The sequence below is a fragment of the Streptomyces sp. NPDC057702 genome (genome assembly GCF_042799315.1).
In the GTDB taxonomy this organism is placed as follows: domain Bacteria; phylum Actinomycetota; class Actinomycetes; order Streptomycetales; family Streptomycetaceae; genus Streptomyces.
The window spans coordinates 58222-73079 of sequence record NZ_JBHVJC010000017.1 but is presented as its reverse complement, the minus strand read 5'-3'; the positions used below and the strand labels follow the sequence as shown (position 1 = coordinate 73079).

12 protein-coding genes are annotated in these 14858 nt (G+C 73.8%); 8 read left to right on the top strand and 4 right to left on the bottom strand.

The genetic code is table 11. From position 1 onward, the window contains the following. Nucleotides 1-66 precede the first annotated feature (66 nt). Both ACFVFR_RS15205 and ACFVFR_RS15200 read left to right on the top strand, forming a co-directional pair. Nucleotides 67-600: a DUF6114 domain-containing protein gene (locus tag ACFVFR_RS15205; RefSeq protein WP_383701703.1), complete on the top strand. Its 534-nt coding sequence runs from the start codon at nucleotides 67-69 to the stop codon at nucleotides 598-600. Between the two features lie 91 nt (nucleotides 601-691). Then, complete coding sequence (locus tag ACFVFR_RS15200) at nucleotides 692-2170, top strand: hypothetical protein (RefSeq protein WP_383701505.1); 1479 nt, start codon at nucleotides 692-694, stop codon at nucleotides 2168-2170. Between the two features lie 152 nt (nucleotides 2171-2322). Here the strand turns inward: ACFVFR_RS15200 and pyk are convergent, their stop codons facing one another. The 3 genes from pyk to pta form a co-directional block, all read right to left on the bottom strand. Beyond that, nucleotides 2323-3741, bottom strand: coding sequence for a pyruvate kinase (gene pyk, locus ACFVFR_RS15195; RefSeq protein WP_383701503.1), 1419 nt, complete (start codon nucleotides 3739-3741; stop codon nucleotides 2323-2325). Between the two features lie 85 nt (nucleotides 3742-3826). Then, a complete protein-coding gene (locus ACFVFR_RS15190; protein ID WP_383701501.1) occupies nucleotides 3827-4984 on the bottom strand; it encodes an acetate kinase in 1158 nt (385 codons plus the stop codon). Then, nucleotides 4981-7092 carry a phosphate acetyltransferase gene (pta, locus tag ACFVFR_RS15185; protein ID WP_383701499.1) on the bottom strand — a complete coding sequence of 704 codons (2112 nt, stop codon included), beginning with the start codon at nucleotides 7090-7092 and terminating at the stop codon, nucleotides 4981-4983. The genes ACFVFR_RS15190 and pta overlap by 4 nt, the downstream gene beginning before the upstream one ends. Nucleotides 7093-7520: 428 nt before the next feature. Here pta and ACFVFR_RS15180 point away from each other — a divergent pair, with 428 nt between their 5' ends. Continuing rightward, nucleotides 7521-8546 carry an ATP-dependent 6-phosphofructokinase gene (locus ACFVFR_RS15180; protein ID WP_383701498.1) on the top strand — a complete coding sequence of 342 codons (1026 nt, stop codon included), beginning with the start codon at nucleotides 7521-7523 and terminating at the stop codon, nucleotides 8544-8546. Between the two features lie 239 nt (nucleotides 8547-8785). Here the strand turns inward: ACFVFR_RS15180 and ACFVFR_RS15175 are convergent, their stop codons facing one another. Further along, the gene (locus ACFVFR_RS15175; protein ID WP_383701496.1) at nucleotides 8786-9592 is read right to left on the bottom strand and encodes a S1 family peptidase; all 807 of its coding nucleotides are present in this window, start codon (nucleotides 9590-9592) and stop codon (nucleotides 8786-8788) included. Nucleotides 9593-9960: 368 nt separating this feature from the next. On the opposite strand from ACFVFR_RS15175, the gene ACFVFR_RS15170 reads away from it, so the two are divergent. From ACFVFR_RS15170 to ACFVFR_RS15150, 5 genes are all read left to right on the top strand, one after another. After that, nucleotides 9961-10656, top strand: coding sequence for a hypothetical protein (locus tag ACFVFR_RS15170; protein ID WP_383701494.1), 696 nt, complete (start codon nucleotides 9961-9963; stop codon nucleotides 10654-10656). Continuing rightward, a complete protein-coding gene (locus ACFVFR_RS15165) occupies nucleotides 10653-12062 on the top strand; it encodes a hypothetical protein (protein WP_383701492.1) in 1410 nt (469 codons plus the stop codon). Before ACFVFR_RS15170 ends, ACFVFR_RS15165 begins: the two co-directional genes overlap by 4 nt. Before the next feature lie 132 nt (nucleotides 12063-12194). Further along, nucleotides 12195-12989, top strand: coding sequence for a class I SAM-dependent methyltransferase (locus tag ACFVFR_RS15160; RefSeq protein ID WP_383701490.1), 795 nt, complete (start codon nucleotides 12195-12197; stop codon nucleotides 12987-12989). Between the two features lie 101 nt (nucleotides 12990-13090). Continuing rightward, entirely contained in the window at nucleotides 13091-13393 is a 303-nt protein-coding gene (locus ACFVFR_RS15155; protein WP_383701488.1) for a hypothetical protein, read from the top strand. 153 nt (nucleotides 13394-13546) lie between these two features. Further along, the gene (locus tag ACFVFR_RS15150; protein WP_383701485.1) at nucleotides 13547-14794 is read left to right on the top strand and encodes a serine hydrolase domain-containing protein; all 1248 of its coding nucleotides are present in this window, start codon (nucleotides 13547-13549) and stop codon (nucleotides 14792-14794) included. Nucleotides 14795-14858 lie beyond the last annotated feature (64 nt).

Below are 14858 nucleotides of genomic sequence, written 5' to 3'. Positions count from 1 at the left end.
ATCGACGATGCGATCGCCAGCCCCAGGGAGCTGTTTTCGATGAGTGCCGAGTCGCCGGGGGTTTCGATGGGCGCCGGGTCGCCGGGGGCGCGTGACCGGGTTCGCCACTGGCGGACGACGTTTCGCGCGTGGCGCTGGCAGCGCCCGTTCTGGGCGGGGCTGCTGACGCTGCTCGGCGGGCTGCCCATCGCGTACTTCCCGTACGCCAACCTCACCATGGGCCAGTTGACCATCCGGATGGCCACCACCGCCGGCTCGGGTTCGCTGATCATCGGCGTACTGCTGGTGGTGCTGGGCCTGACCATGTGGTTCCAGTCCGCCACCCGGGTCTTCGCGGGGGTCGCCGCGATCCTGCTGGGCCTGGTCTCGCTGGTCGTCTCCAACTTCGGGGGCTTCCTGGTGGGCTTCCTGCTGGCGCTGTTCGGCGGTGCTCTGGGCGTCTCGTGGGCGCCCGGTGAGGTGCTCTCCGGGGAATCGACGAAGGACGCGCAGGCCGTTGGGCCCGAGCCGGATCGGGGCGTGGAGGACGCTCGGGAGGCGGCGGACGCCGGGACCGCGACGGACCAGGAATCCAGGAATGGGAGGCACCGTGCGGGGTGAACAGGGGCCGCCGGAAGGCGAGACCCGCCGGGAGGGCGAGACTCGCCGCCGGGCCAGAACGGGGCCGCGGCACGCCGCCCCGAAGAAATCGATGCTGAACCGACTGCAGATGCCCGCGGGCAAGGCCATCGCCTTGGCCGCCATGCCGACCGCCGTGCTGATGGGCATGGGGCTCACGCCGCAACTCGCCCAGGCCGACACCCAGGCCAAGGACCGCTTCAAGCCCGGCCCCTGCGTCACCCAACCCGACGAGCCGGAACAGCAGGACGACGCGCGGCCGAAGGGCGACGAGGCCGCGCGGGACGCCCGGCAGAACCCCAAGCGGGAGGCCAAGGGCGATCCCCAGCCGGACGGCGGGTCCGATGCCGGACAGCAGCCGAAGCCGTCCCAGGAGGCCAACGCGGGCCGTACGCACGGTGGTTCGCCCTCGCCCAGCGGTGAGGCGGCCGATCGTCGCGAGCCCGACCCGAGCGCCTCGGCGCGGGCCGAACCCGAGGCGGACAGGCGCGAGCGGGTGACCCCGGCGGCGCCGGACGGGCCCCAACCCGCCACCTCCGCGCCCCAGGACGCGACGCGGCGGCCGAGCACCACGCCGAGCCCGTCCGCGAGTGAGACGCGGAACCCGCTCGATCCGCTGGGTCTGGGCGACAAGATCAGAGACCTGCTCGACGGGAAGAAGGGCGAGGAGCCGGCCACCCCGGCGCCCAGCACCTCCACCCCCCGCCCGGACAGCGGCGGCCAGGGCGCTGACGCCGACGGCGACACCGACGCGGGCACGGCAACGAGCGCCCCACCGAACAAGTCTGACGCGACGTCAGGCCAGGACGCGGACGAGGCCGCCGAGGCCGATGCCGCGACCAGGGAGAAGGCCGCGCGGCTCAAGGAGCGGATCGAGCGGGCGCAGCGCGAGGCCGCCGAGAAGGCCGATCGGGAACAGGCGGAGCGGGCTGAGGGGACCGACGACGCCGGGACCGACGACGCCAGGAGCGCGGACGAGGCCAAGGACGACGCGGGGGACGACGCCCAGCAGGGGACCGATCCGAGCGCGAAGCCGACGCCGCCCTCGGCCGACGACCCGCGGTCCTACCCGTGTCCGACCCGGGACGCGAAGGCGCTGCGCGAGGCCAAGCTGGAGGAGGGCATCCCGCTGCTGCCCGAGGAGCCGTGGATCCTGGAGAGCAGCCTGCTCGCCCTGCACGGCCTGAACTACGAGGGCATCGTCAAGGTGAAGACGTGGAGCGGCCGGGAGAAGCTGGTCCTGAAGTTCACCGCGAGCAGCGTGGACATCCGCGACCTGCGGCAGACGGTCGTCGGTCCCGGCGGCACGAACACCCATGTCGACGCGCGTAAAGGCAGCAACTCGACGATGCGCGACGGCACCGTGACGATGTACACGGAGGAGCTGAGGGGCAACCTCCTGGGCATCATCCCGGTCACCTTCAGCCCCGACGCGCCACCGCCGTTGACGCTTCCCGAACTCTTCTTCACCAAGGTGCGGGTGACGCAGGCGGGCCAGCTCGGCGGGACGCTGACGGTGCCCGGCATGCACCTGTACCAGACCGGGAAGTGACCAGGGCGCGGGCGGGTTCGACGGGCCGAGGTGTCCGCCGCCCGCCGTGCGCTACGGCCGGGCCGCGCCACCGGGAGAGGTGACGGGCCGTGGGCCGCGCCGCCGCACACGCGGCGGCGCGGCCCACGGTCACGCGGGCGGGGGTGCCTGGCTCAGCCGCCCAGGTGGTGGACGCGGACCATGTTGGTGGTGCCGGGCACGCCGGGCGGCGAACCGGCCGTGATGATCATGGTGTCGCCGTCGTTGTAGCGGCCCAGCTTCAGCAGCTCCGCGTCGACCAGGTCCACCATGGCGTCGGTGTTGTCCACGTGCGGGACCACGAACGTCTCCACGCCCCAACTCAGCGTCAGCACGTTGCGCGTCAGGGTGTCCGTGGTGAAGGCCAGGATCGGCTGCTGGGCCCGGTAGCGGGACAGGCGGCGGGCCGTGTCACCGGACTTGGTGAAGGCCACCAGCGACTTGGCGCCCAGGAAGTCGGCGATCTCGGCGGCGGCGCGGGCGACCGCGCCGCCCTGGGTGCGCGGCTTCTTGCCGGGCACCAGCGGCTGCAGGCCGCGCGCGAGGAGTTCCTGTTCGGCGGCGGTGACGATGCGCGACATCGTCTTGACCGTCTCCAGCGGGTAGGCGCCGACCGAGGACTCGGCGGAGAGCATCACCGCGTCCGCCCCGTCCAGGATCGCGTTGGCCACATCCGAGGCCTCGGCGCGCGTCGGGCGGGAGTTGGTGATCATCGACTCCATCATCTGGGTCGCCACGATCACCGGCTTGGCGTTGCGGCGGCACATCTCGATGAGCCGCTTCTGCACCATCGGGACCTTCTCCAGCGGGTACTCCACCGCCAGGTCGCCCCGGGCCACCATGACCCCGTCGAAGGCCGCGACGACCTCCTCCATGTTGGCCACCGCCTGCGGCTTCTCCACCTTGGCGATCACCGGCACGCGCCGGCCCACCTGGTCCATGACCCGGTGCACGTCGCGTACGTCGGCGGCGTCGCGGACGAAGGAGAGCGCGACCAGGTCGCAGCCCAGCTCCAGCGCGAACCTCAGGTCCTCGACGTCCTTCTCGGACAGCGCGGGCACGTTGACGGACACGCCGGGCAGGTTGATGCCCTTGTGGTCGGAGATGACGCCGCCCTCGATGACGATGGAGCGCACCCGTGGCCCGTCCACCTCGATCACCTGGAGGGCGACGTTGCCGTCGTTGATGAGGATCGACTCGCCCTTGGAGACGTCTCCGGGCAGGCCCTTGTAGGTGGTGCCGCAGATGGTCCGGTCGCCGGCGACGTCCTCGGTGGTGATGGTGAACTCGTCACCGCGCACCAGCTCCACCGGCCCGTCGGCGAAGGTCTCCAGGCGGATCTTGGGGCCCTGGAGGTCGGCGAGCACGCCCACCGCGCGGCCGGTCTCCTCGGACGCCTTGCGGAGACGGTGGTACCGCTCCTCGTGCTCCGAGTGGGAACCGTGGCTCATGTTGAAGCGGGCCACGTTCATGCCCGACTCGATCAGCGACTTGAGCTGGTCGAAGGAGTCGACGGCGGGACCCAGGGTGCAGACGATTTTGGAACGGCGCATGAGGCAGATCCTATCCGTTTGTTTCGGGGCGGAATTTATTGGGCCGCTCGGGCCGGTCGAACGGGTGGCGGCGCCGCGCGGACGGTTACGCGGTGACCAGCCGGTACGTCTGGGTGGCGATCTCCAGCTCCTCGTCGGTCGGTATCACGGCCACGGCCACCGGGCTGCCCGTGGTCGAGATCAGCCGCCCGCCGCTGCCGCGCAGCGCGTTGCGGACCGTGTCCACCTCGATACCGAGTCCGCCGAGCCCGCGCAGCGTGGCCTCGCGGACGGCGGCCGAGTTCTCGCCCACGCCCGCGGTGAAGGCGATGGCGTCCACCCGGCCGAGCACCGCGGTGTACGCGCCCACATACTTGCGCAGCCGGTGGACGTAGACGTCGAAGGCGAGCTGCGCGTCCTGGTCGCCCTCGCCCATCCGGCGGCCGATCTCGCGCATGTCGTTGTCGCCGCACAGTCCGATCAGCCCGCTGTGCTTGTTGAGCAGGATGTCGATCTCGTCCACGGACATGCCGCCGACCCGGGCCAGGTGGAAGATCGCGGCGGGGTCCAGGTCGCCCGAGCGGGTGCCCATGACCAGCCCCTCCAGCGGCGTGAGCCCCATCGAGGTGTCCACGCACACGCCGCCGACCACCGCCGAGGCGCTGGCCCCGTTGCCCAGGTGCAGCACGATCGTGTTGAGGTCGGCCACGTCCTCGCCGAGCAGGTCGGCCACGGCGCGGGAGACGTAGGCGTGCGAGGTGCCGTGGAAGCCGTAGCGCCGCACCCCGTACCGGTCGGCGGTGTCCACGTCGATGGCGTACCGGGCGGCGGCCTCCGGCATCGTGGAGTGGAAGGCGGTGTCGAAGACGGCGACCTGCGGCAGGTCGGGGCGCAGGGAACGGGCCACCCTGATGCCGGTCACGTTGGCCGGGTTGTGCAGCGGGGCCAGCGGCGCCAGCTTCTCGACCTCGGCCAGCACGTCGTCGGTGATCAGCGTCGGCTCGGTGAAGCGGGTGCCGCCGTGGACGACGCGGTGGCCGACGGCGGCCAGCGTGGGCGAGTCCAGGCCAAGGCCCCGCGCGGAGAGCTCGGCGGAGACGCGTTCCAGGGCGGCCGTGTGGTCGGGTACCTCGCCCTCGCCGACGCGCTCGACGATGCCGGCGGCCAGCCGGTTGCCGTCGGCCATGTCGAGGAGCTGGTACTTGACCGAGGACGAGCCGGAGTTGAGGACCAGCACCCGGGTGCGGTCGGGGGAGGGGTTCACGTGCGGGACGCTTTCTCTGCGGGGGCCGCGCCGGTGGGCGCCTCGCCCTGGGCCTGGATGGCGGTGATCGCCACGGTGTTGACGATGTCCTGGACGAGCGCGCCGCGCGAGAGGTCGTTGACCGGCTTGCGCAGGCCCTGCAGGACCGGGCCGACGGCGACGGCGCCGGCCGAGCGCTGGACGGCCTTGTAGGTGTTGTTGCCGGTGTTCAGGTCGGGGAAGATCAGCACGGTGGCCTGCCCGGCGACCTGGGAGTCGGGCAGCTTGGTGGCGGCCACGGCCGCGTCCACGGCCGCGTCGTACTGGATGGGCCCCTCCACCGGCAGGTCGGGCCGGCGCTCGCGGACCAGCTCGGTGGCCCTGCGGACCTTGTCCACGTCCGCGCCCGAGCCCGAGGTGCCGGTGGAGTACGACAGCATGGCGATCTTGGGCGTGACGCCGAACTGGGCGGCGGTGGCCGCCGACTGGATGGCGATGTCCGCGAGCTGCTCGGCGTCGGGGTCGGGGTTGACCGCGCAGTCGCCGTAGACCAGGACCCGGTCGGCCAGGCACATGAAGAACACCGACGAGACGATCTGCGCCCCCGGCGCCGTCTTGATCACCTCGAAGGCGGGCCGGATGGTGGCCGCCGTGGAGTGCGCGGCCCCCGAGACCATGCCGTCGGCCAGGCCCTCCCGCACCATCAGGGTGCCGAAGTAGGAGACGTCGGCGACGACGTCGTGGGCCAGCTCGTACGAGACGCCCCGGTGCGCGCGCAGCCGCGCGTACAGCTCCGCGAAGCGCTCGCGCAGCGGCGAGGTGTGCGGGTCGACGATCTGCGCGCCGGACAGGTCGATGCCCAGGTCGGTGGCGCGCCGGCGGACCGCGTCCTGTCCGCCGAGCAGCGTCAGGTCGCACACGTCGCGGCGCAGCAGGACGTCGGCGGCGCGCAGCACCCGCTCCTCGGTGCCCTCGGGTAGCACGACGCGGCGCCGCCGGGAGCGCGAGCGCTCCAGGAGCTCGTGTTCGAACATCATCGGCGTGACCCGGCCGGAGCGGGCCACCGAGATGCGGTCGGTCAGCTCGGCGGTGTCCACGTGCCGCTCGAACAGGCCCAGCGCGGTCTCCGCCTTGCGCGGCACGGTCGCGCTCAGCTTGCCCTCCAGCGCGAACAGTTCGGCCGCCGTCGGGAAGCTGCCGCCCGATACGGAGACCACCGGCGTGCCGGGGGCGAGCCGGGAGGCCAGGGCCAGGATGTCGGGCCCGGGGCGGGCGTCCAGGGTCAGCAGCACGCCCGCGATGGGTGGGGCGCCCGCGGTGTGCGCGGCCAGCGAGCCGATGATCAGGTCAGCTCGGTCGCCCGGGGTGACCACCAGGGCCCCCTCGGTCAGGGCGGGCAGGAAGGTGGGCAGCATGGCGCCGCCGAAGACGACGTCGCGTACGTCGCGGGCCAGCCCCGAGTCGTCGCCCAGCAGTATCTCGGCGCCCAGCGCGTGCACCACCTGGCGCACGGTGGGCGCCGACAGGGAGCCGTCCTCGGGCAGCGCGTAGCAGGGGATCGGCAGCTGCTCGCCCAGCGGCCCGGCGATCTCCTCGCGGTCGGCCGGCACGGTCCGGTTGACCACCAGGGCCACCACGTCGCAGCCGTGCGCCTGGTAGGCGCGGTAGGCGTTGCGGGCTTCGGAGCGCACCGACTCGGCGCTCTGGTCCTGCCCGCCGACCACGGTGATGACGGCGGCGCCGAACTCGTTGGCCAGCCGCGCGTTCAGGTGCAGCTCGTCGGGGAGGCTGGTGGCCGCGTAGTCGCTACCCAGCACCAACACGTACTCGTGGTCCCGGGCCACCGCGTGGAAGCGGGTGACCAGCTCGGAGACCAGCTCGTCGGTGCCCCGCTCGGCCTGCAGGGTGGCGGCCTCGTCGTAGCCGAGTCCGTAGACCGTCTCCGAGGGCTGGGTGAGCCGGTAGCGGGCGCGCAGCAGCTCGTAGAGCCGGTCGGGCCGGTCGTGCGTCAGGGGGCGGAAGACGCCCACCCGGTCCACGTGGCGGGTCAGGAGTTCCATGACTCCCAGCTCGACGACCTGGCGGCCGTCACCGCGGTCGATCCCGGTCACATACACGCTGCGCGTCACGCGTGCTCTCCGATCCTTCGGCTGCGTCGGCTGTTGCTCGCCGGTGCTACCCGGCTGGTCCTACGGTGCGGCCCGGCGCCCCGCCCCCCGCGCGCGGCGTACGCCACGGGGCCGGCCGGCCCGCCCGCCGTGCGGGGCGCCGCCGCCCGGCGCGGCGCGGTCGCTCCGTGGCCCACGCCGGTCGGCCGGTACGTCGGCGCCGGCGCGGGGCGCTCCGGGGGAGACGGGCACCCCGCTGCCGCCGAGTCGAACGAAGAACCACCCGCCCCGGCGGACTTTCCCTCTTGACACTACCCGGGGCCGGGGATATGGCGCATGACTCGTGGGGTGCGCGGGAGCTTCGGGCCCGTGAAACAATCGGACGAGCTCATATGTACCTCCCCCGGCCCCGGCCCACGGGGAACCCCAGGAGCAGGAGAAGGACCAGGATGCGCATCGGAGTGCTCACCGCCGGGGGCGACTGCCCCGGCCTCAACGCCGTGATCCGGTCGGTCGTGCACCGTGCCGTCGCCGGACACGACGACGAGGTCATCGGCTTCGAGGACGGCTTCAAGGGGCTCCTCGACGGCCGGTTCAGGCCCCTCGACCTCGATGCCGTCAGCGGCATCCTCGCCCGGGGCGGCACCATCCTCGGCTCGGCCCGCCTGGAGCGCGCCCGGCTGCGCGAGGCCGCCGAGAACTGCGAGGAGCTGGCCCGCTCGTACGGGATCGACGCGCTCATCCCGATCGGTGGCGAGGGCACGCTGACCGCGGCCCGGATGCTCGCGGACGCGGGTATGCCGGTCGTGGGCGTGCCGAAGACCATCGACAACGACATCTCGGCCACCGACCGCACCTTCGGCTTCGACACCGCCGTCGGTGTGGCCACCGAGGCGATCGACCGCCTGAAGACCACCGCCGAGTCGCACCAGCGGGTCATGGTCGTGGAGGTCATGGGGCGGCACGCGGGCTGGATCGCGCTGGAGTCCGGCATGGCCGGTGGCGCGCACGGCATCTGCCTGCCGGAGCGGGCGTTCGACGTGGCCGACCTGGTGAAGATGGTCGAGGAGCGGTTCGCGCGGGGCAAGAAGTTCGCCGTGATCTGCGTCGCCGAGGGCGCGCACCCCGCCGAGGGATCCATGGACTACCAGAAGGGCGCGATCGACCAGTACGGCCACGAGCGGTTCACGGGCATCGGCAACCGGCTGGCGGCCGAGCTGGAGAACCGCCTGGGCAAGGAGGCCCGCCCGGTCATTCTCGGCCACGTCCAGCGCGGCGGCACGCCCACCGCCTACGACCGGGTGCTGGCCACCCGGTTCGGCTGGCACGCCGTGGAGGCCGCGCACCGTGGTGACTTCGGCATGATGACGGCGCTGCGCGGCACGGAGGTGGCGCTGGTGCCGCTGGCCGAGGCGGTCACCGAGCTCAAGCGGGTGCCGGCGGACCGGATGGACGAGGCCGAGTCGGTCTTCTGACCGCCCGCCACCGGCGCCCGCGCGCTCCGGTGGAGCGGGGCGGACGCGACCCCGTGGCGATCGTCCGACCCGCCCCGGGCCCCGGAGCCCCCGATCGGCTGCCGGGTCCCACGCCCGCCCCGGGTGCCGCCGCGCCCCAACCGGCCCTGCGGCGCGGGGCGTTCCCGGGTGAGCGGCCCCCGCGCCCGGTCCGCGAGGGCGCGGAACGGGCCCGGGGGGCCGGCTGCGAGGTGCGGTCACTAGCTGGTGCGCAGGCCGCCCGTCTGCTGGGCGATCCACTGCTGGTGGGCGGTCACGTCGGTGTAGACGGTGGCGTCACCGGTGCCGCAGATCTGGCTGTTGGCGCCCGCGCGACTGGTCGCGCCGGCCAGCCGCCAGGTGCCACCCTCCTTGAGCAGGGCCGGGCCACCGGAGTCGCCGTAACAGGCGGTGGCCGTCCGGCCGCCGTAGACACACAGCTCGACGGCGCTGTTGAAGTTGGTGCTGCACATCCGGTCCGGGTTGATGCGCGTGTCGAGCTGCTTGAGGCCGCGCGGCGCGGCGCCGCAACCGGGCGTGCCGCACGTCTGGCCCCACCCCAGCAGGCGGGTGGCGGTGCCCTCGGCCGGCGAGGTGGCGGCGATGGCGACCGGCTGGTTGGCCACGGGCTGGCTCAGCCGCAGCAGCGCGATGTCGTACGGGCCGACCTGCCCGTACCGGGGGTGGCGGATGATCTGCGAGACGCCGGCGAGCGTGCCGCCGCTGGTGTGGTCGTTGGAGCCGATGCGTATGCGGAAGTTGCCGGGCTGCTGGCCGGCCACGCAGTGGGCCGCCGTGACCATCCACTGGCTCTTGATGAGCGAGGCGCCACAGCCGTGGCGGCCCTGGACCTGCATGGAGCCCATGAACGAGTAGGTCTCGCTGGCCGGGCCGCCGCCGACGATCCGCGTGCTGGGCGCGGTGGGTTCGGGCGTGCCGTCGGCGGCCTGGGCGGTCTGCGCGGACAGGGCCGCGGCGGCGATCAGCGCGGGGGCGAGCGCGGTGCGCAGTAGGGTGCGGAGCCTCATGACGAGTGGTCCTCCAAAGACGGTGGGGGGAACGCTGGGAGAAGAAGTCCGTCCCGACCGGCCCGTGGCGCGATCGGCCCTCCCGGGCCGGGCTGGCGCCCGGCCGCCACTCACTGTGGGACACCGGGCCACTTCCGTAACAATCCCAACCTTCTATACGGCTGGCCTATGGGGCCTGGGCGGCGGGGAGTCGGCGTCGCGGGCCCGCGCGGGGCGGGCGCGGGAGCGAGGGGGTGGGGCGCCGGTGGGGGGTGGTGGGTTGCGCGCGAAGATCACGCCGTGTTTACCCTGGCGATGCTGGTTGACCGGTACCCGTCAGCGCACTGGGATGGTGTGCGGGCCGGTGGGCCGGGACCGACGGGGGCGGAATGCGGAGGCTCTGGGGCTGGGTGTGGCTGCGCTGGCTGGTGGCGCTGGTACTGGTGGCGGTCGGCATCACGACGTACGTGCTGCTGCGCGCCGAGCGTAGAGACGCCCAACTAGCCGAGAACCGCGAGCAGTTGGAGAAGTTCTGCGGAGGCATGCTGCCGGCGGCCGAGCTGCGCCACCTGCTTCCCTCCGACTCCGCTGGGCGGGCCGAGGAGTTCGGCGTGTTCGCCGACCCCCGCCGGCCCAGCCGCGCGCTGATCGACTGCACGCTGGCCTGGGGCGGCGGCGGGGACGCGTGGGAGCCCGACGCGCGGGTGCGTATCCAGGCGGTGGCCGCGCTCCCCGGCGAGGAGGCGGACCTCTCGCCCGGCAAGCTCGTGGAGCCCGTGGCCACCTGGGCGGCGCCGCGCGGCGGCAGCGGCGAGCTGACCTACGACGCGACACTCCACGGCGGCGAGGTCACCGCGTGGCTGCGGCTGGAGTGCCCCGGCGGGCTCGACGGCCGCGTACGCCTCTCGCACGACCTGCGGGTACGCGTGGACTACCCGGTGCGTGCCGGCTTCGCCAGCGACCTGACCTCGCGCGACCACCTGGTGCCGGCCCGCACCGCGGTGGGCGTCGCCAACATGATCACGGCCTCGCAGCACTGCGGGTCCCCGCGCTGGCAGAGCCCCGACGAGGTGATGACGAAGTGACCGAACCCCACGACGCCCCCACCGAGCCAGGCCGCGACGCGAGGACCGAGGACGACGCCCACGACCCCGCGCCCCGGGACGCCGCGCGCGCGGACGGCGCGGACGTACGGGAGGCGGGCGCGAGTGACCAGGACGGCGCGCGCGAGGACGCCGTGGCCGAACCCGCCACGCACGAGGGCCCCACGGCGCGCGAGCGGGAGGCGGCGCGGGCGCGGCGGTGGCGCTCCGCGCGGCGGGTCGGGGCGCTGGTGGTGGTGCTGGGACTGGCCGCCGGTGCCCACTACTGGTTCGGCGGCGGCTACGACCGCTACAAGAACGACAAGCTGCTGGGCGGCGCGTGCGAGGGCGTACTGGCCAAGCGTGAGGCGCGGGCCATCCTCGGCGACGGGCCGCTGAAGAAGGGCGACGGCGGCCAGCGCGCCACGGGCTCGTTCGCCGGGGGCGAGGACCAGGGATCGCTGCGGGTGCGCTGCTCGGTGCGACGGGACCTGGAGTACAACGCGGGCAAGCCCACCGTCGAGGCCTCCGTCACGGTCACCGTCAGCGGCGTACCCACGCGTGGCGCGTACGAGAGCCACTTCGGCGAGGGCGACGCCTCGCTGCCCCGGGGCCCGGCCCCGGTGCCGCTCGGCGACGGCTGGACGGGGATCTTCGCCACGGACGACAGGGGCTCCGACGCACTGCGCGCGGCCCACACCTCCGTCGTCCTGGACTGCGCGGACTCCCCGAACGACCTGCTGGTCACGGCGCGGGTCGAGGAGGAGGACAGCACCCTGGACAACCCCGACAGCCGTGCCGCCTTCGCCCGCGTGGCCACCGCCACCGCCAAGAAGGCCGCCCGGCACTGGGGTTGTGACGCGCGGCTGGGCAAGGACCCGACATCGGTGCCACTGCCGGTCAACGAGCGCGAGTACGTGCCCCTGCGCGGCGCCGACGGGACCTGTGCCGGGGTCGCCGCCGCCGGCACGCCCCGGGGCGGCCTCCGGGTCCCGCACGCGTGGGAGAGCACCCGCGCCCGCGCCCCGTACGAGGCGTGCGTGGTCGGCGAGGACGGGGCCCGGTGGCGGTACCGGCTGCGCGCGCTGTACGGGCCGTACGCGGAGGAAATGCGCCACGTGCTGCGGAGCCAGGGCAGGCTGTCCGCCTCCCGGCCGGACTTCGCGCGCGAGCGCGCGGGCTACGCGGACGTGCCGCAACTGCACCAGTGGTGGGGCAGCGCCGAGTGCGGCGCGGGCGACCGCGCGCTGTTCACCGCCGAGAAGGTGGAGAACTTCGACAGCTACGACCGGGACGGGACACGGGATCGCGAGCCGCGCGCCGACGCGGCCTACCAGCGGCGGGCGCTCGCGGAGTTCGCCCGGCGCTCGGCGGCCTCGCACGGCTGCGCGGCCCCCACGACACCGTGACCGCCGCCCGGTGGCGGGTCGGGCGCCCGACCCGCCACCGGGCCAGGTGCCGTCGGCGGGCGGCGGCCGTTCGGGCGCGGCGACCGGCGAAACGCGGTGGGAGCGCGGGCCCTGGTGTGCTTGGCTCACCCCATGGAATGGGTACGTGAGTTCTACTCGGTGACCGGTGCCTGGTGGGCCCGGGCGGACGCCCGGGTCACGGCGCGCGACACCGCGCGCGTGGACCTGCTGCGCGCGTACGCCGACCCGGCCGCGCGCCGGGTCCTGGAGCTGGGCGCCGGGTACGGCACCACGGCCGTGGCCACCGCCCGGGCCGGCTACGCCGTCACCGCCGTCGAGCTCAGCGACCGCGCCGACCAGGCCGAGGGCCTGGCCACCGACCTCGGGGCCGGCTCGCTGACGGTCCACCAGGCCGACTTCTACGCGGTCCGCCTGGACGGCCGGTTCGACGCCGTCACCTACTGGAACGGCTTCGGCGTGGGCACCGACGCCGACCAGCGGCGGCTGCTGCGCCGCGTCGCCGACCACTGGCTCACCGACGACGGGGTGGCGCTGGTCGACGTCTTCAACCCGTTCGTCTGGGCCGGCTGGGACGGCGACGAGGAACACCTGCTGCCCAACCCGGCGGCCGGCTACGACCACGAGCTGCGCGAACGCACCCACTTCGACCCCGTGACCTGCACCGCCACCGACACCTGGCGCTCGGTGGCCGAACCCGAGCGCGCGTTCAGCCAGACCCTGCGCTGCTACACGCCCGCGGACCTGGCACTGCTCCTGGAGGGGACCGGGCTCGCCCTGGCGGACGTGGTCGTCGGCGGTGAGGCGATCGGCCCGCCCGGCGCCCCGGGCGCCTCTCCCGTCGCGGCCCGCGAGCCACTGCGGCGGCACCACGAGTACCTGGCGGTGCTGCGGCGCGCACGGCCCTGAGACCGTCGCCCGACCGGCCCGTGATCCGGTGTCGCCACGCTGTGACCCGACGGCCCGCTTTCGCGTCCTTGTCGCTGAGCGCGTACGGGGCAAGGAGAACCATGAGCACACGATCGAACTGGTGCAACATCCACCGGGGCCCGACCGACCGGGCCATCGCGGTGGCCGTCATCGAGGTCAACTCGGGTCCCGGCGGCACCGTGTGGTCGTGCCCCGACTGCGTGGCGCGACACCGCATCGTGCCGCTCGCCGAGCAGTCGCCCGACCACCCCGCCTCCCGTATCCAGTACCGCGACCGCCCACCCGCACGCGGCCCCGCCGGCGCGGGGCCACCACCGCCCGCCCGCGCCGACGCGGAGCCCGACGGCACGGGAGCGCCCCAACAGGCCGGCCACCGCGCCTAGTCGGGGCTTCCTCGGCCGCCGCCCCCGACGTGCTGGACGTATCGCGAGCGTATGGAAAAACGCATACGCCACGACAACAGCCCCTCGTCTTGAGTGGTGCCACGGGCCACACGCGTCAACGGTCGGTCCGGGGACCAGGAGAGGAACGTGATCATGGGCTCGGATTCCGGGCACGGTATCGACCGGCGGCGGCTGCTCGGGTGGAGCGGTCTGACGGTGGCCGGCGTGGCGGCGGCCGGCGCGCAGGTGGTGGGCGCCCGGCCCGGGTACGCCGCCCCGGCCGCCACCGAGGAGATCCCGCCGGCCGCCCGACCGGGCGGGGCCTACGACCAGTACGTGGCGAAGCTCGCCGCGCAGGGCAGGTTCTCCGGCGTGGTGCTGCTCTCGCACCGGGGCCGGACGGTCCTCTCGCGCTCCTACGGCATGGCCGACCAGGAGAAGAACGTCCGCAACCACGAGGGCACCGCGTTCAACCTCTCCTCGGCGGGCAAGCCGTTCGGCGCGGTGGCCATCCTGCAACTCGCCCAACAGGGCAGGCTGCGGCTCTCGGACACGGTGGGCACCCATCTGACGGGCTTCGCCGACGAGATCGCCGAGAAGGTCACCATCCACCACATGCTCGTCGGCGTCTCCGGGATGAACACCCCGGACGAAGACCTGGAGCGCGTCTTCCAGAGCCGCGACGAGGTGCGCGCGTTCTACGAGCGGTGGGCCCGCCAGTCCAAGCTGGTGGCCCCGCCCGGTACGCCCACCGACCACGCCGGCGCCGAGGTCGCCATCCCCGCGCTGATCGTGGAAGCCGTGACCGGGATGCCCTACTGGGACTACGTCGAGGAGAACATCTTCCGGCGGTGCGGCATGCGCGGCACGGCGTTCTACACCCGGCCGCAGTGGCTCACCGACCCGCACATCGCGCACTCCTACATGCGCGTGGCCGGCGGCGGCCGGGTGGACGCCGTACGCAACCTGGACCAGGGCAGCTCGGACCCCTACCAACTGGGCAAGAACCCGGCCCGCAGCTTCATCGACTTCCCCGGGGACGGCGGCTTCGCCACCGCGCCGGACCTGGTGCGGTTCGCCCACGCGCTGTTCGACGGCACGGTCCTGGACCGGCCGTACGCCGAACTCCTGACCCAGCCCAAGATCCCGCTCGCCCCGCAGGGCGGCGGCCTGGCCGCCGGCCACACCGCCCCCGCCGACGCCGGGTTCACGACGTACATGATGCCGGTCAGCCTCGTGAAGGGGCAGTGGGTGAACGGGCGGGCCGGCGTCAACCCCGGCAGCGTCGCGAGCTGGAACATCTACCCCGGCAGCGGCTGGGTCGGCGTCGTCCTCGGCAACCAGGACGACATCCCGTTCACGGACGTCATCGAGCGGGAGATGCGGGCCATCCTCGGCTGAGCCGGTCAGACGCGGCGCGCGCCGAGGGCCCCCGTCCCCCTCCGCTCGGCGCGCGCCGTCCCAC

What these genes read in the sequence shown, in the direction of transcription:
- ACFVFR_RS15155 (WP_383701488.1), top strand. Translation starts at nt 13,091, where the DNA reads ATGAGCACACGATCGAACTGGTGCAACATCCACCGGGGCCCGACCGAC.
- ACFVFR_RS15180 (WP_383701498.1), top strand. Translation starts at nt 7,521, where the DNA reads ATGCGCATCGGAGTGCTCACCGCCGGGGGCGACTGCCCCGGCCTCAAC.
- ACFVFR_RS15170 (WP_383701494.1), top strand. Translation starts at nt 9,961, where the DNA reads ATGCGGAGGCTCTGGGGCTGGGTGTGGCTGCGCTGGCTGGTGGCGCTG.
- pyk (WP_383701503.1), bottom strand. Translation starts at nt 3,741, where the DNA reads ATGCGCCGTTCCAAAATCGTCTGCACCCTGGGTCCCGCCGTCGACTCC.
- ACFVFR_RS15175 (WP_383701496.1), bottom strand. Translation starts at nt 9,592, where the DNA reads ATGAGGCTCCGCACCCTACTGCGCACCGCGCTCGCCCCCGCGCTGATC.
- ACFVFR_RS15200 (WP_383701505.1), top strand. Translation starts at nt 692, where the DNA reads ATGCTGAACCGACTGCAGATGCCCGCGGGCAAGGCCATCGCCTTGGCC.
- ACFVFR_RS15150 (WP_383701485.1), top strand. Translation starts at nt 13,547, where the DNA reads ATGGGCTCGGATTCCGGGCACGGTATCGACCGGCGGCGGCTGCTCGGG.
- ACFVFR_RS15160 (WP_383701490.1), top strand. Translation starts at nt 12,195, where the DNA reads ATGGAATGGGTACGTGAGTTCTACTCGGTGACCGGTGCCTGGTGGGCC.
- ACFVFR_RS15205 (WP_383701703.1), top strand. Translation starts at nt 67, where the DNA reads ATGGGCGCCGGGTCGCCGGGGGCGCGTGACCGGGTTCGCCACTGGCGG.